The sequence below is a fragment of the Saccharothrix sp. BKS2 genome (assembly GCF_047689505.1).
In the GTDB taxonomy this organism is placed as follows: Bacteria; Actinomycetota; Actinomycetes; order Mycobacteriales; family Pseudonocardiaceae; genus Actinosynnema; species Actinosynnema lopnurensis.
Map to the genome: position 1 here is coordinate 408,848 of NZ_JAUQOL010000007.1, position 26,202 is coordinate 435,049.

Here is a 26,202-nt window from a genome sequence, read left to right on the forward strand (position 1 = left end):
GGACGGTCGCCGAAACTTTCGAACCTGTGGGTAAACTTTCGGGAACTCCCCGCAAACGATAGGTGCATCCGAGGTGTCGCGTCAATGACTTGCCGGTGCCTTGCGGTGCGCCAAAAGGAGCAAACTTTCCCTGTTCCGGCTTGTTTGGCAGGGGTTGTTGCCGCCGTCTGACGGGCACCGAAGGTCGGTGCGGAGCGTATCGGTACTACGCCACCCAAGGTCGAAAGTTTCGGTTTGGGCTGCTGGGAACTGGCGGTGTGGTTCCGGGGGAGTGGGGATCGGCCGCGGGGGCGCCCGGCCGGGGCGGGTGCCCCGCGTCGACCGGGCGCGCGCTGTCTATCCTTCGCTGCGGTCGACCACGGTCACGGGCTCGGCGCCGGGACCTTTCCGGAGAGGTGGGTGCGGTGTCCTCCCCCAAGGGGTCCTCCCCAGAGGTGTCCCATCCAGAGGTGTCCCATCCAGAGGTGTCCCGCCGGGCGCCCTCCCCGGTCGTCGACGGGCGGGCCCGGGGACGCGGCCTGACGGTCCAGGCGTGGTTCTTCCTGCTGCTCGCGGTGATGTGCCTGCTGGTGCTGGTCGGGGCGGTGGTGGGCGCCGAGGTGCTGCGGCACACCGCCCGGGTGTCGGACCAGCAGCTCGAAGGCGTCCTGCCGGCGCGCGCCGAGGCGTACCGGTTGCAGAACGCCCTGGTGGACCAGGAGAACGGCGCGCGCGGCTACGCCGTCACCGCCGAACCGCAGTTCCTCGCCCCCTACACCGAGGGCGTGGAGGTCGAGCGGCAGGCCGTCGCCCGGTTGCGGGAGCTGCTGCCCGGCCGCGAGCGGCTGCTGGCGGACGTGGCGTCGATCGAGGAGGCGGCGCGCACCTGGCGCCGCGACTACGCCGACCCGCTGGTGGCCGGCGTGTCGCCGGGGACGCCGAGCCGGGTCGACGTCGAGTTCGCCGAGCGGGGCAAGGTCGCCTTCGACCGCCTGCGCGGGCTGTTCGAGACCCAGAACGAAGACCTGCTGGAGGCGCGGGGGGAGGCGCGGGAGGAACTGCTGCGCGCCCGTTCGGTGCGCAACTGGGTCTTCGGCACCGTGGTCGCCGGCCTGCTGCTGACCGCCGCCGCGCTCGCCCTGGTGGTGCGCACGATGGTGGTCGGACCGCTGAACGAGCTGCGCACGACCTCCCGCCGCGTCGCCCGCGGCGAGTTCGACCTGCGCATCGTGCCCCACGGACCGGCGGACCTGCGTTCGGTCGCCGAGGACGTGGAGGACATGCGCGGGCGCATCGTCGAGGCGCTGGAGGCCGCGCGCGCCAGGCAGGAGCGCCTGGCCGAGCAGGCCGCCGCCCTGGACGCGCGGGCGGAGGAGCTGCGCCGGTCCAACGCGGAGCTGGAGCAGTTCGCCTACGTGGCCTCCCACGACCTCCAGGAACCGCTGCGCAAGGTCGCCTCGTTCTGCCAGCTGCTGGAGAAGCGCTACCGCGCCGTGCTCGACGACCGCGGCGTGCAGTACATCGACTTCGCGGTGGACGGGGCCAAGCGGATGCAGGTGCTGATCAACGACCTGCTGACCTTCTCCCGCGTCGGCAGGCTCAACAGCAACCAGACCAGGGTCTCCCTGGACCGCGGCCTCGACCGGGCGCTGGACAACCTGGCCACCGCGATCGAGGAGAGCGGCACCCGCGTCGAGCGGCCCGAGCGCCTCCCGGACGTCGTCGCCGACCCCACCCTGCTGACCATGCTGTGGCAGAACCTCGTCGGCAACGCGATCAAGTTCCGCGACCCCGACCGCCCGCCGGTGATCCGGATCAGCTGCGAGGCGGGTGCGCACCCCGACGGGACGGCGGTCTGGGAGCTGGCCGTGACCGACAACGGCATCGGCATCCCGGTCGAGTTCGCCGAGAAGGTGTTCGTCATCTTCCAGCGCCTGCACGCCCGCGACGCCTACACCGGCACCGGCATCGGACTGGCCATCTGCAAGAAGATCGTCGAGCACCACGGCGGCGCGATCGCCCTGGACACCGACCACTCGCCGGGCGCCCGACTGCGGTTCACCCTCCCGGTCCCGGTCGACGCGGTCGTGGCGAGCCCGGCGGAGGTCGTGCCGGCCTGAGCGCGGCCTGGCCTGCGTGGCCGCAACAGCACGTGACCTGCAACAGCCATCTCCTGGCGGGCTGCCGGCGGGGTCAGGCGACGGGCAGGCCGAGCAGCGCGGCGACCACCCCGAGACCGGCGCAGGTGAGCAGCACCCTCGACATCGGCCAGCGGAGGGCGAAGACCAGCACCAGGGCGATCCCGGTGATCGCGGCGGCCACGGGGCGGAAGCTCGCGAGCTCGGGCAGGTCCGGGCGCAGCGGCCCGAACCGGTGGACCCGGCTGTCGGCGAAGAGGGTGTGCACGGCGAAGTACAGGGCGAGGTTGGCGATCACCCCGACCACGGCGGCGGTGATGCCGGTCAGCGCGGCGGAGAGGGAGCGGTTGTGCCGCAGGCGTTCCACGTGGGGCGCGCCGAGCAGCACGAACAGGAAGCAGGGCACGAAGGTGACCCAGGTCGTCAGCAGCGCGCCCACCACCCCGGCGACCCACGGGTCCAGCTCGCCGGGGTGGTGGTAGGCCCCCAGGAACGCCACGAACTGCACCACCATGATCAGCGGACCGGGCGTGGACTCGGCCAGGGCCAGGCCGCGCACCATGTCCCGCGCGGAGAGCCAGCCGTAGACCTCGACCGCGCGCTGGGCGACGAAGGCGAGCACGGCGTAGGCGCCGCCGAAGGTCACCACGGCGGTGCCGGAGAAGAACAGCCCCTGGTGGGTGAGCGTGCTGCCCGTCCCGGTGAGCACCGCGACCGCGACCACCGGGGCGGCCCAGGCGAGCAGGCCGACGCCGAGCACGGTCAGGCCGCGGCGGGCCGAGGAGGTGCCCTGGTGCGGGACGTCGTCGGGGATCAGCGGCGCGGGGCCGTCGTCCGCGTCGTCGCGCTCCCGGACCCGGGCGGTGGCCGGGACGAACCGGCCCAGCGCCCAGCCCGCGCCGGCGGCCGCGGCGACGACGACCGGGAACGGGACCGCGAACAGCGCGAGCGCGGCGAACCCGGTGACGGCGACCGCGACCAGCGCGGGGTGCCCCAGCGCCGTCCGGCCGACGCGCACGACGGCCTGGGCGACGATCGCGACCACCGCCGGGGCGAGCCCCGCCAGCACCGCGAGCACGGCCGTGGTGTCGCCGAAGGCCACGTAGACCGCCGACAGCGCGAGCAGGGCCAGCACGCCGGGCAGCACGAACAGGGTCCCCGCGATCAGGCCGCCGCGGCGGCCGTTCAGCAGCCACCCCACGTAGATCGCCAGCTGCTGGGCCTCCGGGCCGGGCAGCAACATGCAGTAGTTCAGCGCGTGCAGGAAGCGCTGCCTGCCGATCCAGCGCCTCTCCTCCACCAGGGTCCGCTGCATGACCGCGATCTGGCCCGCCGGCCCGCCGAAGGTCTGGAGCGAGATCAGGAACCACGCCCGGGTCGCCGTGCGCAGCGGCACCACGTCCCGGTCCGGGGTCGGGGTCATCGGCGGTTCCCTCCTGTGGCCTCCCACGTGGGCACGAGCAAGGTAGCCGCGGCCGCGTCCCGGGGCGTGCGGCGCCCACATGCTGGGCGGGTGGGGTGGCCGCCCGGTTCCCGGCTCAGGGCCGGCGCGCCTGGATCAGCCACGCCGCCGAGCCGTACCGCACCCCCCGGTCGGTCAGGTGGTCGGCCATGTCCGCCCGCAGGTCGGCCACGGCACGCGCCCGGTCGGCCTCGTCCAGGCCGTCCGTCATCCAGCCGAACTGGCCGAGGACGAACCGGGAGGCGTCGTCCACGTCGCGGCCGAAGTACATCGGTTCGGTGAGGCCGTGCAACCGCACGTCGGCGAACCCGGCCGCGGTCAGCAACTCGCGCACCTGGTCGGGGTCCCTGAGCGACCCCGGCGTCGGCGGCGGCGCGGGCGGCAGCTCTCGGCCGGGCGTCATGGCCGCGCGGAAGGAGCCGAGCCACTCGTTGCGCTCCGGCGGCTGCCAGGACAGCAGCGCGAGGCGGCCACCGGGGCGGGTCGCCCGCGCGAGGTTGGCGAACGCGGCGAGCGGGTCGCCGAAGAACATCGCGCCGTGCCGGCTGACGACGACGTCGAAGCCCCCGTCCGGGAAGGGGTGGACCTGGGCGTCGGCCCGCAGGAAGCGCGCGTTGCCCAGCCCCTCCCGGTCCGCCAGGTCCCGCGCCAGGTCGACCACGCGCGAGGACAGGTCCACGCCGAGCGCCGTCCCGGTGTCCGCGAGCCGCGCGGCGTCGCGGGTGGTCCGCCCCGCGCCGCACCCGACGTCCAGGACGGTCGAGCCCGGCTCGATCGCCGCCGCGGCCAGGAGCCGGTCCTGGTAGCCGGCGACGCCCTCGTCGAAGCGCTCGGCGCGGGCCGCCCAGTACGCACCCTGGTCGCCGTCCCACGCGCGCAGTTGCTCGGCGTTCGACGGGTCGACCCGCATCGTTGTCCCCTCGTGCACCGCTGAATCCCCCCGGGTCCGGCGGCGGACTCGTGCCCGCCGCCGGGCGAACCTACGGGGGACGCCGCACCGGGGCGACCCGATTACCCGGGTCAGGGCATCCGCGCCCAGAAGTCCAGGTGGTGGCCCGCCACGTAGTCGGTGCCGCCGATCCGGTCGGGCGCCAGGGACTGGACGTGCTCGAAGCGGGGCCAGGCGGGCAGGCCGTCGCCGGTGGGTTCGCCGCGGGCGGCGAAGGCCGCCCAGTACCGGTTCACCCGGTCGCCCAGCTCCCGCTGCGCCGGCGACAGGGGCGGTCCGCCGGGCAGGTCGAACTGGTAGGCCAGCTCGGCGGCGTGCTGGGCCCCGGCCGGGAACCCCGGCACGGGCACGGGCGGCGGCGCGTCCGGGTCGGCGAACTCGTAGAACCAGATGTCGGTGTGCTCGGCGAGGGCGCGGCCCAGGTCCCAGGCCGGCCGCGCCCAGGCCCGGTCGGTGCAGATCCGCGCCCAGGCGAGGCCGGGGGTCGGGAAGCGGTCGAGCGGGTAGCGCACGGCGACCTCGTCCGCCGCGTCGCCGAACGCCTCGGCCAGCAGCCGCGGGAGGTCCCCGGCCGTGACCGGGTCGCCGGCCAGGTCCGCGAAGAGGCTGACGTAGAACCGCGCCTCGTCGCTCGTGGTGCCCACCACCACCGGCACCCGGTGGAAGCGGCCGCCGGGCAGGGCCGTCGCGGGCGACTCGGGCAGCGCCGGGCCGCCGAAGGCCGGTCGGGTGAAGGCGGCGGAGGCCGGGAGCAGGTCCGCCACCGGCACCCGGCGCAGCCGCGCGAGCGCCGTCGCCGGGTCGCCGCCCGGCTCGACCCAGCCGTGCTCGACGGCGGTGGCGACGCCGAGCCGCTCCAGCTCCGCCGACGGGGTCCACCGGGTCGGGAGTGCCGGCACACCGGGGATCAGGGTGTGCGCCGGCGTCGGGCCCAGCACCCCGAACGGGCTCTGGAGCACCGCCCGGTGGAACAGCCCGGCCGACCCGGGCGACACCAGGTGCGCGGCGACCAGGAGCGCCCCGTACGACGACCCGACCAGGGTCACGTTCGCCGGGTCGCCGCCGAACCGCCCGATCTCCCGCCGCACCCAGCGCAGCGCCGCCTGCTGGTCCAGCAGGCCGAAGGAGCCGCTGCCGGGCAGGCCCGGGTAGCCGAAGCAGCCCAGCACGCCGAGCCGGGCGTTCGGCGCCACGACGACCACGTCCCCGGTGACGGCGAGCCGGTGGCGGTCGTGGGTGGAGGCGTTCCCGCTCGTCCCGCCGCCGCCGTGCAGCCAGACCACCACCGGGCGCCCGGTCCCGGGGGTCGTCGGCGTTTCCGGCGTCTCCGGCGCGGTGACGTCCAGCGTCAGGCAGTCCTCGTCGAGGGAGGCGGTGCCGTCGAACGCCTGGGCCGCCTGCGGCGGGGGGTTCCCGGGTTCGGTGGCGTCCCGGACGCCGGACCACGGCTCGACCGGTGCGGGCGGGCGCCACCGCCGGTCCCCGACCGGGGCCGCGGCGTAGGGGATGCCCCGGAACGAGAGGTGCCCGTCGAGCCGACGGCCGCGGACGACGCCCGCGCCGAGCCGCACGGTGGCGTGCCGGGCCGTCACGGGTGCCCCGGCGGAGGTAGCAATATGGTCATATTGCTACGGTAGTCGCACGGGACCGCCCCTGTCGCGGGGGTTTCCGCCCGCGCCGTGCCGAGAGGGGGTGTCAGCGATCGACCGAACCGCGCCGCCCGGTGAACACCGCGGCGACGGCCCGACCCAGCACGTCCCGGACCGGGAACGAGCCCGCGCCCGACAGGACCACCTGGTCGGCCAGGCCCTGCACGGTCGCCAGGATCATGCGGGCCGCCGGCACCGCGTCCACCCCGGCCTCCACCTCACCGCGCGCCACGCCGTCCTCGACCACCGCCGTGACGTAGCCGAGGATGTCGCGGCCCGCCTTGCGCGCGACCTCCGCCAGCTCGGGGTGGTGCAGCGCCTGCGCCTGGAGCCCCTGCCGGACGCGGTACTCGACGTCCCGCTCCGCGTCGAGCGGCAGCAGTTCGACCAGGGTGTCCAGCAGCACCCGCGCGACCGGGAGACCGGCCGCCGCGCCGTCCCGGACGCGGACCCGGACCCGTTCGCCCAGCCTGTCCGCGGCGTCCTCGTAGGCGAAGCGGAGCAGCGCGTCCTTGCCGGTGAAGTAGTGCTGGATGAGCCCGACCGAGACCCCGGCCTCGGCCGCCACCCGCGAGAACGAGACGGCGGCGAACCCCTCCGCGGCGAGCAGCCGCTGGAACGCCCGCGCGACCTGGGCCCGACGCTGATCGTGATCGGCAACCCGCGGCACCCCGGTAGCGTACAACCGCCGGTAGTCCCCGAAGTCCCACCGCCCCACCGGATTGGACCCCCGCACATGCGCGCCACGCTCGGCGAAGCCCTGAAATCGGCCCTCAAGGAACGGGACCGCGTGGCGATCGCCGCGCTCCGCTCCGCCCTGTCGGCGATCGACAACGCCGAGGCCGTGCCCGTCGAGGCCCCGGCGGGGCCCGCGGCGAGCGGCGAGCACATCGCGGGCGCGGTGGCCGGGCTCGGCGCGGCGGAGGCGGAGCGCCGGCAGCTCACCGAGGCGGACGTGCGGTCGATCGTCGAGGGGGAGGTGCGGGAGCGCTCGGTGGCGGCGGCGGAGTACGAGCGGCTGGGTCGCGACGACGTGGCGGAGCGGTTGCGCGCGGAGGCCGGGGTGCTGGAACGGCACCTGGGGTCGAACGCCTGACGCGGTGTCGCGGGTCGACCGCGCCTCTCGTCGCGGCAGGCCGGCGCGGTGATCGGTTTCGGCCGTGTGCGCTGTGCGGGCGGGTCCTTCCCGTTCACGGGCTGGTCCGACCGGGAGGCCCGTGCCAGGCACCCTCCACCACGACGACCGGATCGAGCACGTCGTGGGAGCGGACCGACAGGTCGACGACCTGTTCGCCCCCGTCCCGGGGAAACGGCTGTCCCGTGGACTTCAAGGCGATGGCTCGGGCCAGTTCACCGAGGTCGAACGCCAACTCCCGCTCGACCTCGGCCAGTTCGGCGGCGTTCTGCTGCCGCTCAACCGACTCGGGCGGCAGGAGAGCGGTGCGCACGCTCTCGTCCACCAGGCAGATGACGTAGCGCCCCAGTCGGGGGTTGACCCGGCTGAGCCAGGCGTTGAACAGCAATTCTTCCCGGGTCACCTTCGGCCACCCGACCAGCCCGCCGACCTCGCCCGTCGTTCGTTCCCAGGCGCTGCCACGCCGGCTCACCACCCATCAGTCGTTCCGGGAAGGCAGGGGAGGCCCGATGCCCGTGGTCAAAATAGCCATAACCGAGCGTCACGAGTTGTACAAAATGTGTGACCGCTCGCCCGCTACCCTTGCCTTCACCAGGTCCGAGGAGGGCGGATGTCCGACAACGCCGGCGAGATCGGCGAGCGCGTCCGCTACTGGCGCCTGCGCCGAAACCTCGGCCGCAAGCAGTTCGCCGACATGATCGGCCGCTCGACCTCGTGGCTGGACAAGGTCGAGTCGGGGGAGCGCAACCTCACCCGCATCCCGGTCGTCGAACTGGTCGCCGACGCCTTGGGCATCGATCCCGGGGTCCTCACCGACGCACCCACCGCAGCCCGAGCCGCCGACTGCGTGGACGCCGCCGAGGTCAGCGCCATTCGCGCGGCACTCGGCCGCTACCCGTGCCTGCCAGCCTCAACCCGGGAACCACCCGCGGTGGCCCACCTGGCCCGTCAAGCGGAGTACGTGGACCACGCCTGGGCCTCCTCCCACTTCACCGCGATCGCTCAGCACCTGCCCAAGCTGATGGAAGCCGCGCAGACCGCGGCGCTCACTGCTCCGCCTGCGGAACAGGTCCACGCCCACCGCATCCTCGTCACTTCTTACCGCCTGGCGTCGTCGATGCTGCTCAAGTTCGAGAGCCACGACCTGTCCTGGCCGGCAGCCGACCGAGCGATGTACACGGCCCTGGAAGTGGACGACACCTGGTCCCAGGCGCGCGCTGCTCGCAGTGTCGCCAGAGCCATGACCGCAGCCAGGCAGCGCACCGGGGCGGTCGACGTCCTGCTGAACATGTCCGACCGCATGCGTTCCGAGGTGTCCGAGCAGCCGGCGAGCCTGCTCTCCCTTTACGGGATGCTCCACCTCGCCGCCGCGATCACCGCCGCCGAACAGGAAGACACCTCCCTCGCCCTGTCCATGCACCGGGAAGCCTCCCGGGCCGCCGAACGCATGGAAGGCCACTACGACACCCACCACACCCACTTCGGTCGTGCCAACGTCGCCATCCACCGCGTTGCCGCCCTAGTCCGCCTCCACGAGGCCGAAGCAGCCCTCGACTTCGCCACGACCATCCCGCGCAACGCCCTCGACGGGTTGCCACCGGAACGCCGATCCACCTACCTGCTCGACCTGACCGAGGCCAACGCCCGCTGCGGCAACCACGCCGAAGCCGCCCGCACCCTGGCCCGAGCCGGGCGCACCGCACCCCAGGAAGTCCGCTGCCGCCCCATGGCGCACGGCTTGCTGAGGATGTTGCTGTCCAACACCACCGGCGAGCCCGCCCGCATGGTGAAGCAGATGGCCCGACGAGCCGGAGTGCCCGCGTGACCGAACGAGTCCTCTACCTCATGATCTGCGGTGCCGGACCCGCCGGCCACGTCCACGTCGTCGTCGAGCTGGCCCAGAACGCGGGCTGGTCGGTGCACTGCGTCGCCACCCCGGCCGCGGTCGAGCACTTCCTCGACCTCGACGAGCTGCACCGGCTCACCGGCCACCCCGTGCGCACCGGTTATCGAGGCCAAGGCCAACCGCCGCTGCCGCCCGCCGACGCGGTGATCGTCGCACCGGCCACCTACAACACGATCAACAAGTGGGCGGCCGGCATCGCCGACACCTACGTCCTGACCCAGCTGGCGGAACTCACCGGTCTGGGCGTACCCATCGCCGTCCTGCCGTTCGTCAACACGGCCCTGGCGTCCAACCCGGTCCTGCACCGCAACATGGAGGTGTTGCGCTCCACAGGTGTGCACGTGTTGTTCGGCCCGGGGGGATTCGAGCCTCACCCGCCGAGGAAGGGGGACAGCGCCATGGAGGGCTACCCCTGGCTGGCGGCGGTCAACGCGATCTCGTGAGCCCGTGCCCAGGTCGGCGGCCGAAACCCACGGGACCGCACCCCTCAGCCCGGGAACAACCGCTCCTCCGCCGCCCGCCAGTCCCCGGTACCCCCGCCCGGCTCGTACCGCACCAACCCGGTCGAGGCCCGCACCAGGGCGCGCAGCTCCGCCAGCCCACCGCTCACCACCCCGAGCGCCCGCGCCTGCACCAGGGCGTTCCCGCAGGCGGCCGCCTCGACCGGCCCTGCCACCACGGGCAGCCCGCAGGCGTCGGCGGTGAGCCGGCACAGCAGCGCGTTGCGCGCGCCCCCGCCGACGACGTGCACGACGTCGACCGGCCGGCCCGACAGGTCGGCCGCCTCGCGCACGGCCCGGCGGTGCGCCAGCGCCAGGCTGTCCAGCACGCACCGCACGACCGCGGCGGGTGTCGTGGGCGGGGGCTGCCCGGTGCGGGCGCAGGCGGCGGCGAGGCGGGCCGGCATGTCACCCGGCGGGATGAACGCCGGATCGCCCGCGTCGACCACGGCGGCGAGGGCGGGCTCGTCGGCCGCGGCCGCCAGCAGCGGGCCCAGGGCCGGGTCGCCCCACTCGCGCAGGCACTCCTGGAGCAGCCACAGGCCCATCACGTTGCGCAGGTAGCGCACCGTGCCGTCCACGCCCAGCTCGTTGGAGAAGTTGGCCCGGCGGCCGGCCCCGGTCAGCACCGGCCCGGCCAGCTCCACGCCGACCAGCGACCACGTCCCGGTGGCGACGTAGGCGAAGCGGCTCCCCTCGGCGGGCACCCCGACCACGGCCGAGGCCGTGTCGTGCGACCCGACCGCCACCACCGGCACCGGCCCGGTCAGGCCGGTCTCGGCCAGCACGTGCGGCAGCAGGCCGCCGACCACCGTTCCCGCCTCCACCAGGGGCGGGAACAGGTCGGGGTCGAGGTCCAGGCGCGCCATCAGCTCCCGCGACCAGGTCCGGGTCCGCGCGTCCAGCAGGCCCGTGGTGGAGGCGTTGGTGACCTCCGCGACGCGCGCCCCGGTCAGCCAGTGGCCCAGCAGGTCCGGGACGAGGAGCAGCTGCCGGGCGGCCGCCAGCTGCGGCGTGCCCGCGGCGGCGGCCAGCTGGTAGACGGTGTTGAACGGCAGCACCTGCAACCCGGTCACGCCGTACAGCTCGGCGGCGGGCACGCGGGCGTGCACGGCGTCGGCCGCGCCGTCGGTGCGCGCGTCCCGGTAGTGGACCGGGTTGCCCAGCAGCGCCCCGGTGGCGTCGAGCAGGCCGTAGTCCACCGCCCACGAGTCGACGCCGACCGCGTCCAGCCGCGGCCCGGCCGCCCGCAGGCCGTCGAGCACGCCGCGGTGCAGCGCGAGCACGTCCCAGTGCAGCGTGCCCCCGAGCCGCACCGGCCGGTTGGGGAACCGGTGCGCCTCGGTGAAGTTCACCCGGTCGGGGGCGATGTCGAAGGCCATGACACGTCCGCTGGACGCGCCCAGGTCCACCGCCGCGACCCGCGCGCGCGCCGTCACCGCAGGAACGCGGCGGCGACGCCGGAGTCGACCGGGACGTGCAGCCCGGTGGTCTGGGACAGGTCGCCGCCGGTGAGCGCGAAGACCGCGGCGGCGACGTGCTCGGGCAGCACCTCGCGGCCGAGCAGGGTGCGCTTGGCGTAGTAGGCGCCCAGCTCCTCCTCCTTCACCCCGTAGACGGCGGCGCGCTGGGCGCCCCAGCCCCCGGCGAAGATGCCCGAGCCGCGCACCACGCCGTCGGGGTTGACGCCGTTGACGCGGATGCCGTGCGGGCCCAGCTCGGCGGCCAGCAGCCGCACCTGGTGCGCCTGGTCGGCCTTGGCGGCGCCGTAGGCGACGTTGTTGGGCCCGGCGAACACGCCGTTCTTGCTGGAGATGTAGACGATGTCGCCACCGATGCCCTGGTCGACCATCACGCGCGCGGCGGCCCGCGAGACCAGGAACGAGCCCTTGGCCATCACGTCGTGCTGGAGGTCCCAGTCGTGCGCGGTGGTCTCCAGCAGCGGCTTGGAGATCGACAGCCCGGCGTTGTTCACCACCAGGTCCACCCCGCCGAAGGCGAGCACGGCCTCCGCGAACGCCCGCGCCACGGCGTCCTCGTCGGACACGTCCGCGCCCACGCCGATCGCCACGTCGGTCGACCCGATCGCGCCGGCGACCGCCGCGGCCTTCTCCGCGTCCAGGTCGGCCACGACCACGCAGGCGCCCTCGGCGGCCAGCCGCTCGGCGACGGCCTTGCCGATGCCCGAGGCCGCGCCCGTCACCAGCGCCACGCGCGCGGCCAGCGGCTTGGGCCTGGGCCGACGCGCCAGCTTGGCCTCCTCCAACGCCCAGTACTCGATGCGGAACTTCTCCGACTCCGGGATGGGCCGGTAGGTCGACACGGACTCCGCGCCGCGCATCACGTTGACGGCGTTGACGTAGAACTCGCCCGCGACGCGCGCGGTCTGCTTGTCGCGGCCGAAGGAGAACATGCCCACGCCGGGCACCAGCACGACGGCCGGGTCCGCGCCGCGCATCGCCGGCGAGTCCGCGGTGGCGTGCCGCTCGTAGTAGGCGCGGTAGTCCTCCCGGTAGGCGGCGTGGAGCTCCCGGAGCCGCGCGGTGACCTCCTCGACGGTCGCGGTGCCGGGCAGGTCGACCACCAGCGGCTTGACCTTGGTGCGCAGGAAGTGGTCCGGGCACGAGGTGCCCAGCTCGGCCAGCGGCGCGAGCTCCTCCCGGGCCAGGAAGTCCAGCACGGCCCCGCTGTCGGTGTAGTGGCCGACCTGCGGGTGGTCGGTCGAGACCAGGCCGCGCACGGTGGGGAGGAGGGCGGCGGCCCTGGCGCGGCGCTCGGCCTCGGGCAGCGGCTCGTAGCCCGGCACGACCGCGCCGAACGGCTCGGCGGCCCCGTGCTCGGCCAGGAACTCCTCCGCCGTGCGGATGATCTCCAGCGAGTTCGCCTCGCACTCCTCGGACGTCCCGCCCCACGCGGTGATGCCGTGCCCGCCGAGGACGCAGCCGATCGCGTCCGGGTTGGCGTCCGCCACCGCCGCGATGTCCAGCCCGAGCTGGAAGCCCGGTCGCCGCCACGGCACCCAGACGACCCGGTCGCCGAAGCACCGCCGGGTCAGCTCCTCGCCGTCGGCCGCGGTGGCCAGCGCGATGCCCGAGTCGGGGTGCAGGTGGTCCACGTGCGGCGCGTCGACCAGGCCGTGCATGGCGGTGTCGATCGACGGGGCCGCGCCGCCCCGGCCGTGCAGGCAGTGGTCGAACGCGGCGACCATCTCGTCCTCCCGCTCCACGCCGGGGTAGACGTCGACCAGGGCGCGCAGCCGGTCCAGCCGCAGCACGGCCAGCCCCGCCTCGGTGAGGGTGCCCAGATCGCCGCCCGAGCCCTTCACCCAGAGCAGGTCCACCCGCTCGCCGGTGACCGGGTCGGTGCCGCCGCCCTTGGCGGAGGTGTTGCCCCCGGCGTAGTTGGTGTTGCGCGGGTCGGCGCCCAGCCGGTTCGAGCGCTCGACCAGCCGGGCCGCGGTGGTGTTGTCGGTCATGCGGGAAGGCTCCTCGTGGGGCGGGGGTGGTCAGGACCAGCCGGCCTGGGTGCCGCCGACGCGCTCGGCGGCGATCTTCGCGGCGTAGCCGGAGGCGCGGTAGGCGGCCATCGGGTCGCGGGGCAGGCCCCTGGCCTCGCGGCGGTCGGCGAGCGCGCCGCGCACGTCGGTGTGGAAGGCGTCCATCAGCACGTCGTGCGCGCCGATCACGTCGCCCTCCTCCTGCGCGGCGGTCAGCGCGGCCGTGTCGACCAGCAGCGCCTTGGCCAGGGCCTGCTCGACGTTGAGGACCGAGCGGACCTGGCCGGCGATCTTGTCCTCGATGTTGTGGCACTGGTCGAGCATGAAGTTGACGCCGGACCCGGGGCGGTGCGCGCCCTGCGCGACGATCTCGACCATGATCCGGAACAGCTGGAACGGGTCGGCCGAGCCCACGATGAGGTCGTCGTCGGCGTAGAAGCGGGAGTTGAAGTCGAACGCGCCCAGCCGCCCGGCCCGCAGCAGCTGCACGACGATGAACTCGATGTTGGTGCCCGGCGCGTGGTGGCCGGTGTCGAGCACGACCTGCGCGCGCTCGCCGAGGGCCTGGCAGTGCAGCAGCGCGGTCCCCCAGTCGGGGATGTCCATGGTGTAGAAGTACGGCTCGAAGAACTTGTACTCCACCAGCAGGCGGTGCTCGGGGTCCAGCGCGGCGTAGATCTCCCGCAGCGACCCGGCCAGCCGGTCCTGCCGGCCGCGCAGCGAGTCCTGGCCCGCGTAGTTCGTGCCGTCGGGCAGCCACAGCTTGAGGTCCGTGGAGCCGGTGGCGCGCATGACGTCGATGCAGTCGAGGTGGTGGGCGACGGCCTTGGCCCGCACGCGCGGGTCGACGTGGGTCAGCGAGCCGAGCCGGTAGTCGTCGTCCTGGAACAGGTTCGAGTTGATGCCGCCGATCCGCACGCCCAGCTCCTCGGCGTGGGCGCGCAGCCGGCCGAAGTCCTCGACCCGGTCCCACGGGACGTGCAGCGAGACCCGGGGGGCCAACCCGGTCAGCGCGTGCACCCGCGCGGCGTCGGCGATCTTCTCGAACGGGTCACGCGGGGTGCCCGGTGTGGTGAAGACCTTGAAGCGGGTGCCGGAGTTCCCGTACGCCCAACTCGGCACCTCGATGGTGAACCCGTCGAGGTCGGACAGTGCCTCCTGCGGCGACATCATCACGTCGTTCCTCCCGGGAGCGCGAATACCGGCGAACACGGACGCTAGTAGGTCTTGGAACGTTTCACAACAGGGTCCGAAGTGGATCTCCCAGCCGGGCTCCGCCGGCATCGCCCCTGCTAGGCTCCTCCGAACACCGGGTGCCTTGACGTTTCAGTCCGCAGCCGGTCGGCAGCGGAGGGAGAGGTGCGCAGTGGCCGCGCCGAGCATGAAAGACGTAGCCGCGCACGCGGGGGTGGCGCTGGGCACGGTGTCGAACGTCCTCAACCACCCGGAGATGGTGACCGAGCGCACCCGCAAGCGCGTGCTGGACGCCATCGCCGAACTGGGCTTCGTGCGCAACGAGTCGGCCAGGCAGCTGCGCGGGGGCACCAGCCGCACCCTCGCCTACGTCGTGCTCGACACGCGCAACCCGTTCTTCACCGACGTGGCCGCCGGCGCGCAGCAGGTGGCGGACGAGGCCGGCCGCGCGCTGTTCCTGTGCGACGGCGGCGAGGACGCCGTGCGCCAGGCCAACTACCTCGACCTGCTCGAACAGCAGCGCGTGGAGGGCATCCTCATCACCCCCGTGGAGGCCGACGACCCGCGCATCACCGCCGTGGTGGCCCGGGGCACGCCGGTCGTGGTCGTCGACCGGGGCGCCGGACCCGACCGCTGCTCGGTGTCGGTCGACGACGTGCTGGGCGGCGACCTCGCCGTCTCCCACCTGCTCGACGCCGGGCACCGCCGGATCGCCTTCATCGGCGGTCCCCGCGCCATCGGCCAGGTCGCGGACCGCGTCACCGGCGCCGAGCGGGCCCTCGCCCGCGCCGACGCCGAGCCGCTGACCCTGCTGGAGACCGCGCGGCTGGACGTCGCCGAGGGCAGGCGGGCCGGGGAACGCCTGGCCGGCCTGCCCGCCGCCCGCCGCCCGAGCGCGGCCTTCTGCGCCAACGACATGCTCGCCCTCGGCCTGCTCCAGCAGGCCGTGCGCCTGGGCCTGCGGGTGCCGGAGGACCTGGCGATCGTCGGCTACGACGACATCGAGTTCGCCGCGGCCGCCGCGGTCCCGCTCACCTCGGTGTCCCAGCCCCGGCAGCTGCTCGGGCGCACCGCGGCGGAACTCCTGCTGGCCGAGGCCCGGGACCCGGACGGGCACGAGCACGAGCGCCGGGTGTTCGAGCCGGAGCTGGTCGTGCGGGAGTCCACCCGCATCCGCCCGCTGGGCGGGGTGGCCTGAGGGACCACCCCGCACCGCCGGGCGCGTCAGAAGTCGAACTGGTCGATGTTGTCCCGGTCGAACACCGAGGGCGGCCCGAGCACCACCACCCCGCCTGCCTCGATCGTGTACTCGCCGAGCCTGCCCGCCTCGAACGTCTCGCCCTCCTGGCCGGTGATCCGGCCGGACGCGAGCGCCGCGCCCGCGTAGGCGGCGAGGTAGCCCAGGTCGGCGGGCTTCCACAGGGCGAAGGACCGGACCGTGCCGTCCTTGACGAACTCCCGCATCTGGTTCGGCGTCCCCAGGCCGGTCAGCGCGACCCGGCCCTTGTACTCCGAACCGGACAGGTAGCGCGCCGCGGCGGCGACGCCGACGGTGGTGGGGGAGACGATCCCCTTGAGGTCGGGGTAGGAGCGCAGCAGGCCCTGGGTCTCCTGGAAGGACTTCTGGTCCTCGTCGTTGCCGTAGGCCACGGTGACCAGCTCGATCCCGCTGAACTCCGGCTTGGCCAGCTCCTGGCGCATCAGCTCGATCCACGCGTTCTGGTTGGTGGCGTTCGGCGTCGCGGACAGGATCGCGATCCTGCCCCGGCCACCGATCTGCTCGGAGATCAGCTCGACCTGGTTGCGCGCGATGCCCTCGGGGCTCGCCTGGTTGACGAACACGTCGCGGCACCCGGGCTTGGTGTCGGAGTCGAACGTGACCACCTTGGCGCCCGCCTGGCGCGCGCTGGTGAGCGCGCCGCAGATGGCGTTCGGGTCGTTGGCGGAGGTCACGATGACGTCGGTGCCCTGCTGCGACAGCGTGTTGATGTAGCTGACCTGGGACGAGGCGCTGGCCTCGGAGGGGCCGACCTCCTTGTAGGAGCCCTTGAACTCCTCCACGGCGCTCTTGCCGCCCCCGTCGGCGACGGTGAAGTACGGGTTGTTCACCTGCTTGGGCAGGAACGCCACGTCCAGGCCCTCGGTCAGCGGTGCGTCCGGGTTCGCCTGGCCGGTCGACCGGTCCCCGGCGGGGGCGTCCTGCCCGGAGCCCCGGGTGGTGCCGCCGCACGCGGCGGTGACCAGCACGGCGGCCATGGCGGTGGCGATCAGGCCGAGGCGCAGGTCGCGCTTGAGCTGGGACATGGCTGTTCCTCTCACGGCGGGACTTCGTCGTTCCGCGGGTTCGCGGATCAGGTCGGGCGGCGTCGTCCGCGCCGCAGGCGGGCCCGGCCCAGGGCGACCGCGTTGGGCACCACGACCGAGGCGATGAGCAGGCCGCCGGTGACGACGTCGAGCGTGTCGGCGGCGACGTCGGCGAGCTGGAGCGCGTTGCGGACCGCGCCGAGCAGCAGCACCCCGGCCAGCACCCCGAGCAGGGTGCCGCGACCGCCGAAGATGGAGACGCCGCCGAGCAGGACCGCGGCGACCACGGCCAGCTCCAGCCCGACCGCGTTGTCCGCCCGCGCGCTGGCGAACCGCAGCGTCCAGTACACCCCGGCCAGGCCCGACACCGCGCCGGAGACGACGAACAGCCAGGACTTGGCGCGGGCGACCCGGATGCCGGCGAACGCGGCGGCCTCGGCGTTGTTGCCCATCGCGTAGAGGGAGCGGCCGAACGGGGTGGCGTGCAGCACGACGCCGAACACCACCGCGAGCGCCAGCGCGACGACCACCGCCCACGGCACGCCCCCGCCCGCGACGGTGCTGCTCGCGGCGGCGGTCCAGTCGGCCGGGAAGTCCGCCACCGCCTGGTCGCCCAGCACCACGAACGCCAGGCCCCGGTAGGCGGCCAGGGTGCCGATGGTCACCGCGAGCGAGGGCAGCGCGAAGCGGGTCACGAACACCGCGTTCACCGCGCCCAGCACCGCGCCGAGCAGCACGACCAGCACCACGATCAGCTCCAGCGGCAGCCCGGCCACCCACAGCTGCCCCATCACCGCGCTGCACAGGCCGAGCGTGCTCGCCACCGACAGGTCGATCTCCCCGGTGATGACGATGAGCGTGAGCGGCAGCGCGATCAGCGCGATCGCGACCACGTCGAGCAGCAGGAACTGGGCGTTGCGGCCGGTGGCGAAACCGTCCACCGCCAGCCCGGCCACCACCACGACCGCGGCGAGCACGACCAGCAGCGCGGTGTCCCAGCGGGTCAGCGCGGACCGCAGCACCGCGCCCGCACCACCCGCGCCCGCGTGCTCCGGGCCGGCGTTCTCCGGGCCGGCATTCTCCGGCAGGGTGTCACGCGCCATGGGACGACCTCCCCCGCAAGCGGTTCGCCGTACGGGCCGCCAGCAGGCGGTCGATGCCGATGGCGGCCAGGATCAGGGCCCCGACGACCGCCTGCTGCCAGAACGGGTTGATCCGCAGCACCGCCAGGGAGCTGCCGATGGTGGTCAGCAGCAGCGCGCCGAGCGCGGCCCCGTGGGCGCTGCCGCTGCCGCCGAAGATGGCCACGCCGCCGACCACGGCCGCGGCGACGACCTGGAGTTCGATGCCGGTGCCCGCGGTGGCGTCGACGGTGCCGAAGCGGGCCGCGTACAGCACGCCCGCCAGGCCGGCCAGCGCGCCGCAGACGACGAACGCGGTGAACACGCGGCGGCTGACCGGCAGGCCCGACAGCCGCGCGGCGGTCGGTTCGGAGCCGATCGCGTACAGCTCCCGGCCGCTGCGGTAGGAGCGCAGCCAGGACCCGACCACCAGCACCACGGCCACCGCGACCAGCGCGAGCACCGGCACGCCCAGCACGGTCGAGGTGCCCAGGGCCAGGAAGTCGCGCGGCAGGTCGGAGGCGTTGACCTGCTGCCCCCGCGCCCACGAGTGGTCGACGCCGCGGAAGACGTAGAGGGTGCCCAGCGTGATCACCAGCGCGGGCACCTGGGCGGCGGCGACCAGCGCCCCGTTCACCACGCCGCACAGCGCGCCGATCCCCACGCCGAGCAGGACCACCAGCGCGAGCGGCGTGCCCGGCGCGGAGCCGAGCAGCTTGCCGGTCGCGAAGGCGGCCAGCCCCAGCACCGACCCGACCGACAGGTCGATGTTGCGGGAGACGACCACCACGGTCTGCCCGACCGCGAGCACGACCAGGACCGCCGCGCCCAGCGCGAGGTCCCGCAGGCTCTGCGGGGCCAGGAAACCGGGGTTGTCCAGCACCGTCACCAGCACCAGCAGCGCGAGGGCCACGACGATGCCGAACTCCCGCGCCGCCCACGGCCGGCGGGCGGACCCGGCCGCGTCGGGCGGGGCCGCCGCCTGCCCCTGTCGCGCGCTCACGCCGCCGACACCCCCTGCCCGGTGGCCGCCAGCAGGACCGACTCCTCGGTCGCCTCGGCGCGGGACAGCTCGGCCGCGATCCGCCCCTCGTGCACGACCAGCACCCGGTCGGCCATCCCGAGCACCTCCGGCAGCTCGGAGGAGACCATCAGCACCGCCACGCCCCGCGCGGCCAGGCGCGACAGCAGCCGGTGCACCTCGGCCTTGGTGCCGACGTCGATGCCCCGGGTCGGCTCGTCGACGATCAGCACCCGCGGCCCGGTGGCCAGCCACTTGGCCAGCACCACCTTCTGCTGGTTGCCGCCCGACAGCGTGCCGACCGCGTCGGACAGCCGCCCGTACCCGACCCTCAGCCGCTCGGTCCACTCGCGCGCGGCGCGGCGCTCGGCCCGCCCGGTGAGCAGGCCCAGCCGCGCCAGCGGCCCGAGCCGGGTGAGCGTCGCGTTGCGCTCGACCGACAGCTCCACGACCAGTCCCTGCTGCCGGCGGTCCTCCGGGACCAGCGCGACCCCGGCCGCCACGGCGGCGGCGGGCGAGCCCGGCCGCAGCTCGGCCCCCGCCACCCGCACCCGGCCCGCGTCGTAGCGGTCCACCCCGAAGACCGCGCGCACCACCTCGCTGCGCCCGGCGCCCACCAGGCCCGCCAGCGCCACGACCTCGCCCGCGCGCACCGAGAAGGACACGTCGGCGAACACCCCGCGCCGGGTCAGCCCGTCGACCTCCAGCACGACGTCGCCCGGCTCGACGTCCTCCTTCGGGAACAGCGTGGAGACGTCGCGGCCGACCATGCGGCGCACCACCTGCGCCACGCCGACCTCGGCCACCGGGTCGGTCGACACCCACGCGCCGTCCCTCATCACGGTGAGCCGTTGGCACAGCGCGAACACCTCGTCGAAGCGGTGGGAGATGAACAGCACCGCCGCGCCCTGCGCGCACAGCGCGCGGACCACCGCGAACAGCCGCTCCACCTCGACCCCGGACAGCGCGGCGGTCGGCTCGTCCATCACCAGCACCCGCGCGTCCAGGGACAGCGCCTTGGCGATCTCCACCAGCTGCTGGTCGGCGATGGACAGGCCGCGCGCGGGCCGGTCCGGGTCCAGGCGCACGCCGAGCCGGTCGAACAACCGCACCGCCCCGGCCCGCTGGGCCGCCCGGTCGACCCGGCCGAAGCGCCCCAGCGGCTGCCTGCCCATGAAGATGTTCTCCGCCACCGACAGGTCCGGGAACAGCGTCGGCTCCTGGTGGATGACCGCGATGCCCGCGTCGCGGGCGACCGCCGGGCTCGTCAGCCGCCGGACCTCGCCGTCGACGGCGATCGAGCCGCGGTCGGGCTCGTGCACCCCGGCGAGCACCTTGACCACGGTCGACTTCCCCGCGCCGTTCTCGCCCACCAGCGCGTGGGCCTCACCGCCGAACAGCGGGAACGACACACCGCGGACCGCCGCGACCGCGCCGAACGACTTGGTGACGTCCCGGACCTCCAGCAGCGGGGCCGCGCGTTCCGGGTCCATCCGGCACCTCCGGTACTGAAATGTTTCAAAGCGGTGATGAAGCGCGAGGTTAGGGGGCCTCGGAAGGGGGCGTCAACGGTTCGGCCGCAACGTTGTGGAGATGCGGAGTTCATCGTTGTGTTGCCGTGCTGGACCGAGCGCGCCTGGCTGGTACGTTTCAAGACGCTGTCCGCTGGGTGCGGGTTGCCGGATTGCCGAGTGCCGTCATCGGGCCGTCGGCAGTCGGCCGCGGTGCCCTGGCCCGGTCCACTGTGGACCGGGAGTGCCCACCCCGCCGCCGGGTACCCTCGGGGGACGATCCCGTTCCGGACGAGAGGGGCAGACGTGCCGGGGATTCGGCGGTCCGCGTTGGCGGGAGCGCTGCTGGTGGCGCTGGCGGCGTGCACGGCGGAGCCCTCGGGCGCCCCCGCGCCGGCCTCGACGTCCGGCGGCGAGCCACCCGCCGAGCGCGTGCACGTGTCGCTGGGCGACTCCTACGCGACCGGCTACCGGCCGGCCGCCGCCGGTGGGGCCCAGGGGTCCGCGGAGGGGTTCGCCGACCTCGTGGCCGAGCGGTCGGACCTGCGGCTGATCAACCTCGCGTGCAGCGGCGCCACCTCCGCCCAGCTGCGCGCCGAGCCCGGCTGCGACCCGGCCGACCGCGCCCTGGACGCGCCGGACCCCGCCGGGCGCACCCAGCTGGACGCGGCCGTCGAGGCGCTGCGCGAGCACCGGGGGAGGGTGGGCCTGGTGACCGTGGTGATCGGCGGCAACGACCTGGCGCCGTGCGCGGGGGCGGCGGACCCGTTGGCGTGCGCGACCCGGGCCGTGGCCGACGTCCGGGCCAACCTGGCGGCCACCCTGCCCGTCCTGCGCGAGGCCGCCGGTGACGCCCCGGTGGTGGGCCTGACCTACCCGGACGTGTTCCTCGGCGCGTGGGTGAACCGCGCGTTCCCGAACGGCCAGGACCTCGCGCGCCTGTCGGTGTCGCTCTTCCGGGACTTCTTCAACAACGCGCTCAAGACCGAGTACGAGGCGGTGGGGGCGGAGTTCGTCGACATCACCGCCGCGACCGGCGGGTACGCGCCGCTGACCGAGGTGACCGACGACCCGACCTACGGCCGGATCCCGTCCTCCGTGGCGCGGGTGTGCGCCCTGACCCACTTCTGCCGGCACAGCGACGTGCACCCGACGCCCGAGGGCCACGAGGAGATCGCCGCCGCCGTCCTGGAGGCCACGGGCCGCTGACCCCGGACCGCCGACCCCGGCACCGCCGACCCCGGCACCGCCGACCCCGGACCACCGACCCCGGCACCGCGGTCCACCGCGGACGGTCAGGCGGGCGCGCCGCCCGCGATGGGCGCCTCCACGCCCCGGATCGGCCGGCCGGGGCCGGAGGCCGCAGGCCGGTGCTCGTCGTCGACGCCGGTGCGGTCCTGCCGGACCGGTCTAGGACGACCACCAGGAGAACCCGTGGTCCTGCTCCTCCGAGTCGCGCGGTCCGGGCATCCCGTCGTCGGTCTGGCCGGACCGGGCCCGCACGGCGGTCAACGCCTCGTCCACGGTCGGGCGCAGCGTCAGCAGGACGTCGACCTCGGTCACCCGCATGGGGTCCACCACGGTGCGCTGCCGGGCGACGACGGCGAACCCGACCCCGGTCTCGTAGGCGCGCTCGTGCACCTCCATCAGCACCGCGATGCCCAGCGAACCGAACAGCACCACGCCGCCGAGGTCGACGATCAGCGCCGAGGGGTCGTCCTCCAGGCACGCGAACAGCTGCTGGCGCACGTCCTGGTAGCTGTCGGTGTCGATGTCGCCCTGCACCCCGGCGAACACCACGCCGCGGCGCCTGGCGACCCGGACCGCCACCCCGGGCCGGTCGAACTCGCCGTCCACGCCGTACCCGGGATCGGCGGTCGGCGGCTGCGGTCGGGTGCCCGGCGGAACTGGAGTCACCCGGGGTGTTTACCCCGTCCACGCCCGGTCGACACCCGCGCGCGATGAGGTCCGGCACCGTGGGCGGTCCCCCGATCAGGGGTTCAGGCGCAGGAAGGCGTACACGGTGGTGCCGTGCGGGGTGGTGTGCGTGCGGACGAGGTCGGCCAGGTGGTTGACCATCAGCAGGCCGCGGCCGCCCTCCCGGTCCCGGTCGGCCGGTCGGCGGCCGGCGAGCGGGTCGGTCAGCCGACCGCCGTCCCCGACGGCGCAGACCAGGTGGTCCCCGTCCCGCCAGAGGCTCAGCCGGCAGCCCGCGCCGGTGTGGCGGAGGCTGTTGGTGACCAGTTCGGTGGCGACCAGCGCGAGGTCGGCCGTCCGCCCGGCGGGCAGCCCCAGGCGCTCCGCCTCCGCCACGGCGAACCGGCGGGCCGCGCCGATGCCGGCGGTGGCGGTGACCGGGAGTTCGGCGGCGTCCGGACCGGCGTCGACCGGCCGGTTGTGGCGGCCGACGACGGCGTCCGGCGCGTAGTCCCCGCTGCCGTAGCGGCGGGTGGTCTCCCACACCTCGGGGTGGGTGGCCAGCGCGTCGACCAGCACGTGCTCGTCGAGCGCGGCGGTGTCGTAGGGGCAGGCGATGGTGACGTCCCGGCCGGCGAAGGCGAGGTTGATCAGCGCCTCGTGCTGGGCGCACGCCGGGTACTCCACGTCGGTGCGCCCGGCCCAGATCGGTTCGCCGATGATGCGCACGTGCCGCTCGGGGTGGTCGTCGGCGAACCGGCGCAGCACCCCGGGGATGATCCGGCCCGGGTTGCGGCCCTCGACCTCCATGTCGAGCAGCAGCACCTCGGCCGCGGCCGCGCCGAGCGCGTCGCGCAGCAGCCGCAGCCGTGCGCCGGGCACGGACGCGGCCACCGGGTGACCCAGCTCCAAGCCGTCGAGCACGAAGGGCACGAGCAGGCCCAGGTACTCCTCCTCGGAGGCGTAGAACACCGCCGGGTGGACGAAGTCGCCGGGGGGAGGGGCGGTCGCGGCGGTCATGCGAGGTTCTCCACCCGGACGTCGAGGCCGAGCAGGTCCACCAGCGTGGCCACGCCGGGCCAGGCCGTGCGCAGCACGACGGTCGCGCCGCGCTCGTCGGCGTGGTCGACCAGGCGCAGCAGGCCGCGGTGGTCGAGGAAGGACAGCTCGGCGGCGTCCAGCACCAGCCGACCGCCGCGGGCCCGCGGTTCGGCCCGCTCCAGCGCCAGCGCGAACAGGTCGCCGTTGCCCAGGTCCACCTCGCCGCCCAGGGCGGTGACCCGGTCGCCCGCCGCGTGCAACCGGAAGCCGGGGTGGGGCGTGTTGGTGCTCGGGTGCATGCAGGCGATCTGCGCGAACGCGTGCTCGTCGACCTCCGCGCCGGAGTAGGCGCACATCGCCGAGAACGGGTGGTCGGCCATGTGGTGGTCGGCCTGGTGCTCGTAGCGGGCGAAGGCCGCCAGCTGCTCGGGCGTGCGCACCAGCGGGGTGCAGTCGGCCGCGACGCGGAACCCGGTGTACCCGGCGGCCAGGGCCGCCTCGGTGGCCTCGGCGTAGACCCGGACCTGGGCGGCGGGCTCGGCCACCGCGCCGACCGGGTAGGTCGCGCCCAGCGGCGTGACCTCGGCGGCGCCGGTCCGCATCGCCTCGTCGACGCCCTCGACCCCGCGCAGGTCCGCGACCAGGGATCCGACGTCGCCGGGGCCGACGTAGCGGACCCGGTGCCCCAGGGCCAGGCCCTCGGCCAGGAACTCCCGGAGGCGGGTCAGGAACTCGTCCCGGTCGCCGTACCGCCAGCACACGTGGTCGTGGGCCCCCAGGCCCCGCACGTGCCTCACCAGCCCGGATCTCCGCATGTCAACACCTAACCACGTCGTCCCGGAGCACGACCACCCTCGCGCGTGCCGCCCGGCACCGCGGTGGTCCGCTCGCACGCGGACCCGGACCACTGCCGCGCGGGCCGCCCGGACCCGCCGGAGGACCGGCCCGGTGCCCGGCGGGGGCGCGCCACTATCCATTGAGGTCAGGATCTGACCTCAATGGACAGTAACTTCCGGGCCATGACCGAAGCACCCACGACCATCCTCGTCTCCGGGGCCACCGGGAACGTCGGCCGCCCGCTGGTCGACCGGCTCCTGGCGAGCGGGCACCGGGTCCGCGCCCTCACCCGCGACCCGGCCCGAGCCCACCTCCCCGGGGGTACCGAACTGTTCCGGGGCAACCTGGCGGACACGGCGTCGCTCGCCGACGCCTTCACCGGGGTCACCGCCGCGCACCTGATCAGCTTCGGCGACGACTACGCCCCGCTGACCAACGGCGAGGAGATCCTCGACCTCGCGCGGGCGGCCGGTGTCCGCCGGGTGACCGTGCTCAAGGGCGACCTGGAGAAGACGGACCTGGACCGGGCCGTCGAGGCCGGCGGTCTCGACCACACCTTCCTGGCCCCGGTCGAATTCATGTCGAACGCGCTGGAGTGGGCCGACCAGGTCCGGGACGGGGGCGTGGTCCGCGACGGGTTCGCGGGGATGAGGAGCGCGGTGGTGCACGATGCGGACATCGCCGCGGTGGCCGCGACCGCCCTGACCACCGACGGCCACGCGGGCCGGGAGTACTGGCTGACCGGGCCCGAGGCGCTCACCGCGCCGGAGCGGGTGGCCGTGCTCGCCGGCGTGCTCGGCCGCGACGTCCGGTTCGTCGAGCTCACCCGCGACCAGGTGGTCCGGCGGTGGCGGGACCAGGGCTTCTCCGAGGACGACATCGAGTTCTTCGTCATGGTGCGCACGAACCCGCCGGAGGCCGGCTGCACGCCCCTGCCCACGGTCCAGGAGGTCACCGGCAGGCCCGCCCGCACCTTCGCGCAGTGGGCGCGGGAGAACGCGGGGGCGTTCGGCGGGGTCTGAGCCCGCGCGACCGGGAACGGGCTCGCCGCGTGGTCGACGACCACGCGGCGAGCCCGTTGCTCCCGCTCAGGCGGTGGCGGACCTGCTCTCGTCCGCCTCGGTCTCCTCGACGAGCAGCTTCTCCTGCGCCCGCTCGATCCGGTACTCCCGGATGGAGTAGGCCAGCGCGGCGGCCCACACCAGGTAGATGACCGCGTAGACCGGCCACTTCACGCTGTCGCTCGCGTCGATCCAGTCGCTCCTGAGCAGCGTGCGGGTGTTGGTGAGGATGATGAGGCCGCCGACCGCCGAGCCGAGCACGCGCGGCGGGATGTGGCGGACCAGCCAGGCCGCGATCGGCGCGGCGATCACACCGCCGATGAGCAGGGCGAAGACCCAGGTGAAGTCGATGCCCTGCGAGCCGATCCCGAACAGGAAGCCGAGGCTGGCGGCCACGGCCACCAGGAACTCGCTGGTGTCGATCGAGCCGATCGTCTTGCGGGGCTCCAGGCGGCCGCTGGCCAGGATGGCGGGGGTGCCGACCGGGCCCCAGCCGCCGCCACCGGTGGAGTCGACGAAGCCCGCGACCAGGCCCAGCGGTCCCAGGAAGCGCTTGCGCAGCGGCTTGCCGAGGTTGTGCCGGGGCAGGCCGAACGTGGTGAACCGGACCAGGATGTACAGGCCCAGCGCCAGCAGGATCAGCGACATCACCGGCGCGGCGGTCTCGGTCGACAGGCTGGACAGGAACGTGGCCCCGGCGAAGGCGCCGACCGCGCCGGGTATGCCGATCTTCGCGACGACCTTCCAGTCCACGTTGCCGAAACGCCAGTGGGCCACCCCGGAGACCAGCGTGGTGCCGATCTCGGCCAGGTGCACGGTCGCGGAGGCCGCAGCCGGACTGGTGCCGATGGCCAGGAGCAGGGTGGTCGAGGTGACGCCGTAGGCCATGCCCAGGCTCCCGTCGACGAGTTGGGCGCCCAAGCCCACCAACGCGAGCAGCACCAGTTGTCGCATTTTCGGCATCCATTCCCTCGCTGCGGA

Annotated in this window: 23 protein-coding genes; 7 read left to right on the forward strand and 16 right to left on the reverse strand. The window is 74.5% G+C overall.

Features of this window, described 5'->3' with window-relative positions; all coding sequences use genetic code 11:
- The first annotated feature begins 449 nt into the window (after nt 1–449).
- Nucleotides 450–2,099: a sensor histidine kinase gene (locus tag Q5530_RS17660; protein WP_415363549.1), complete on the forward strand. Its 1,650-nt coding sequence runs from the start codon at nt 450–452 to the stop codon at nt 2,097–2,099.
- Nucleotides 2,100–2,172: 73 nt separating this feature from the next.
- Here Q5530_RS17660 and chrA read toward each other — a convergent pair whose 3' ends face one another.
- The 4 genes from chrA to Q5530_RS17680 form a co-directional block, all read right to left on the reverse strand.
- Nucleotides 2,173–3,540 carry a chromate efflux transporter gene (chrA, locus tag Q5530_RS17665; protein ID WP_415363551.1) on the reverse strand — a complete coding sequence of 456 codons (1,368 nt, stop codon included), beginning with the start codon at nt 3,538–3,540 and terminating at the stop codon, nt 2,173–2,175.
- Between the two features lie 115 nt (nt 3,541–3,655).
- Nucleotides 3,656–4,507: a class I SAM-dependent methyltransferase gene (locus Q5530_RS17670; RefSeq protein WP_415363553.1), complete on the reverse strand. Its 852-nt coding sequence runs from the start codon at nt 4,505–4,507 to the stop codon at nt 3,656–3,658.
- 92 nt (nt 4,508–4,599) lie between these two features.
- On the reverse strand, nt 4,600–6,120 hold the full coding sequence (locus tag Q5530_RS17675) for a carboxylesterase/lipase family protein (protein WP_415363555.1): 1,521 nt from the start codon (nt 6,118–6,120) through the stop codon (nt 4,600–4,602).
- A 103-nt stretch (nt 6,121–6,223) separates the two neighbouring features.
- A complete protein-coding gene (locus Q5530_RS17680) occupies nt 6,224–6,847 on the reverse strand; it encodes a TetR/AcrR family transcriptional regulator (protein ID WP_415363556.1) in 624 nt (207 codons plus the stop codon).
- A gap of 66 nt (nt 6,848–6,913) precedes the next feature.
- On the opposite strand from Q5530_RS17680, the gene Q5530_RS17685 reads away from it, so the two are divergent.
- Nucleotides 6,914–7,273 (forward strand): GatB/YqeY domain-containing protein, encoded by a 360-nt coding sequence (locus tag Q5530_RS17685; RefSeq protein WP_415363558.1) that lies wholly within the window; start codon nt 6,914–6,916, stop codon nt 7,271–7,273.
- A gap of 94 nt (nt 7,274–7,367) precedes the next feature.
- On the opposite strand, the gene Q5530_RS17690 is transcribed toward Q5530_RS17685, so the two are convergent.
- Complete coding sequence (locus Q5530_RS17690) at nt 7,368–7,787, reverse strand: hypothetical protein (protein ID WP_415363560.1); 420 nt, start codon at nt 7,785–7,787, stop codon at nt 7,368–7,370.
- Between the two features lie 135 nt (nt 7,788–7,922).
- On the opposite strand from Q5530_RS17690, the gene Q5530_RS17695 reads away from it, so the two are divergent.
- Nucleotides 7,923–9,137, forward strand: coding sequence for a helix-turn-helix domain-containing protein (locus tag Q5530_RS17695; RefSeq protein WP_415363562.1), 1,215 nt, complete (start codon nt 7,923–7,925; stop codon nt 9,135–9,137).
- Entirely contained in the window at nt 9,134–9,661 is a 528-nt protein-coding gene (locus Q5530_RS17700) for a flavoprotein (RefSeq protein WP_415363564.1), read from the forward strand. Before Q5530_RS17695 ends, Q5530_RS17700 begins: the two co-directional genes overlap by 4 nt.
- Before the next feature lie 44 nt (nt 9,662–9,705).
- Here the strand turns inward: Q5530_RS17700 and Q5530_RS17705 are convergent, their stop codons facing one another.
- The 3 genes from Q5530_RS17705 to rhaI are packed head-to-tail and all read right to left on the reverse strand — an operon-like array spanning nt 9,706 to nt 14,384.
- Nucleotides 9,706–11,157: a rhamnulokinase gene (locus Q5530_RS17705; protein ID WP_415363566.1), complete on the reverse strand. Its 1,452-nt coding sequence runs from the start codon at nt 11,155–11,157 to the stop codon at nt 9,706–9,708.
- Nucleotides 11,154–13,193, reverse strand: a complete 2,040-nt coding sequence (locus Q5530_RS17710) for a bifunctional aldolase/short-chain dehydrogenase (protein ID WP_415363568.1) — start codon at nt 13,191–13,193, stop codon at nt 11,154–11,156. The genes Q5530_RS17705 and Q5530_RS17710 overlap by 4 nt, the downstream gene beginning before the upstream one ends.
- Before the next feature lie 30 nt (nt 13,194–13,223).
- A complete protein-coding gene (gene rhaI / locus Q5530_RS17715; protein WP_415363666.1) occupies nt 13,224–14,384 on the reverse strand; it encodes an L-rhamnose isomerase in 1,161 nt (386 codons plus the stop codon).
- 211 nt (nt 14,385–14,595) lie between these two features.
- Here rhaI and Q5530_RS17720 point away from each other — a divergent pair, with 211 nt between their 5' ends.
- Entirely contained in the window at nt 14,596–15,606 is a 1,011-nt protein-coding gene (locus Q5530_RS17720) for a LacI family DNA-binding transcriptional regulator (protein WP_415363570.1), read from the forward strand.
- 26 nt (nt 15,607–15,632) lie between these two features.
- Here the strand turns inward: Q5530_RS17720 and rhaS are convergent, their stop codons facing one another.
- Genes rhaS through Q5530_RS17740 form a run of 4 tightly spaced genes read right to left on the reverse strand, consistent with a single transcriptional unit; the run spans nt 15,633 to nt 20,347 of the window.
- Complete coding sequence (gene rhaS / locus Q5530_RS17725; RefSeq protein ID WP_415363573.1) at nt 15,633–16,712, reverse strand: rhamnose ABC transporter substrate-binding protein; 1,080 nt, start codon at nt 16,710–16,712, stop codon at nt 15,633–15,635.
- Between the two features lie 47 nt (nt 16,713–16,759).
- Entirely contained in the window at nt 16,760–17,815 is a 1,056-nt protein-coding gene (locus Q5530_RS17730) for an ABC transporter permease (protein WP_415363575.1), read from the reverse strand.
- The gene (locus Q5530_RS17735) at nt 17,805–18,836 is read right to left on the reverse strand and encodes an ABC transporter permease (RefSeq protein WP_415363578.1); all 1,032 of its coding nucleotides are present in this window, start codon (nt 18,834–18,836) and stop codon (nt 17,805–17,807) included. Before Q5530_RS17735 ends, Q5530_RS17730 begins: the two co-directional genes overlap by 11 nt.
- Nucleotides 18,833–20,347 (reverse strand): sugar ABC transporter ATP-binding protein, encoded by a 1,515-nt coding sequence (locus Q5530_RS17740; protein WP_415363580.1) that lies wholly within the window; start codon nt 20,345–20,347, stop codon nt 18,833–18,835. The genes Q5530_RS17735 and Q5530_RS17740 overlap by 4 nt, the downstream gene beginning before the upstream one ends.
- 324 nt (nt 20,348–20,671) lie before the next feature.
- On the opposite strand from Q5530_RS17740, the gene Q5530_RS17745 reads away from it, so the two are divergent.
- Entirely contained in the window at nt 20,672–21,574 is a 903-nt protein-coding gene (locus Q5530_RS17745) for an SGNH/GDSL hydrolase family protein (protein WP_415363582.1), read from the forward strand.
- A 201-nt stretch (nt 21,575–21,775) separates the two neighbouring features.
- On the opposite strand, the gene Q5530_RS17750 is transcribed toward Q5530_RS17745, so the two are convergent.
- The 3 genes from Q5530_RS17750 to Q5530_RS17760 all read right to left on the reverse strand — a co-directional run bounded on the left by Q5530_RS17750 (nt 21,776) and on the right by Q5530_RS17760 (nt 24,138).
- The gene (locus Q5530_RS17750; RefSeq protein WP_415363585.1) at nt 21,776–22,282 is read right to left on the reverse strand and encodes an STAS domain-containing protein; all 507 of its coding nucleotides are present in this window, start codon (nt 22,280–22,282) and stop codon (nt 21,776–21,778) included.
- A 75-nt stretch (nt 22,283–22,357) separates the two neighbouring features.
- Entirely contained in the window at nt 22,358–23,302 is a 945-nt protein-coding gene (locus Q5530_RS17755; RefSeq protein WP_415363587.1) for an anti-sigma factor RsbA family regulatory protein, read from the reverse strand.
- Nucleotides 23,299–24,138 carry an MEDS domain-containing protein gene (locus Q5530_RS17760; RefSeq protein ID WP_415363589.1) on the reverse strand — a complete coding sequence of 280 codons (840 nt, stop codon included), beginning with the start codon at nt 24,136–24,138 and terminating at the stop codon, nt 23,299–23,301. Before Q5530_RS17760 ends, Q5530_RS17755 begins: the two co-directional genes overlap by 4 nt.
- 204 nt (nt 24,139–24,342) lie before the next feature.
- Here Q5530_RS17760 and Q5530_RS17765 point away from each other — a divergent pair, with 204 nt between their 5' ends.
- Nucleotides 24,343–25,182: an SDR family oxidoreductase gene (locus Q5530_RS17765; protein WP_415363592.1), complete on the forward strand. Its 840-nt coding sequence runs from the start codon at nt 24,343–24,345 to the stop codon at nt 25,180–25,182.
- 66 nt (nt 25,183–25,248) lie between these two features.
- On the opposite strand, the gene Q5530_RS17770 is transcribed toward Q5530_RS17765, so the two are convergent.
- On the reverse strand, nt 25,249–26,175 hold the full coding sequence (locus Q5530_RS17770; protein ID WP_415363594.1) for a sulfite exporter TauE/SafE family protein: 927 nt from the start codon (nt 26,173–26,175) through the stop codon (nt 25,249–25,251).
- Between the last annotated feature and the right edge of the window lie 27 nt (nt 26,176–26,202).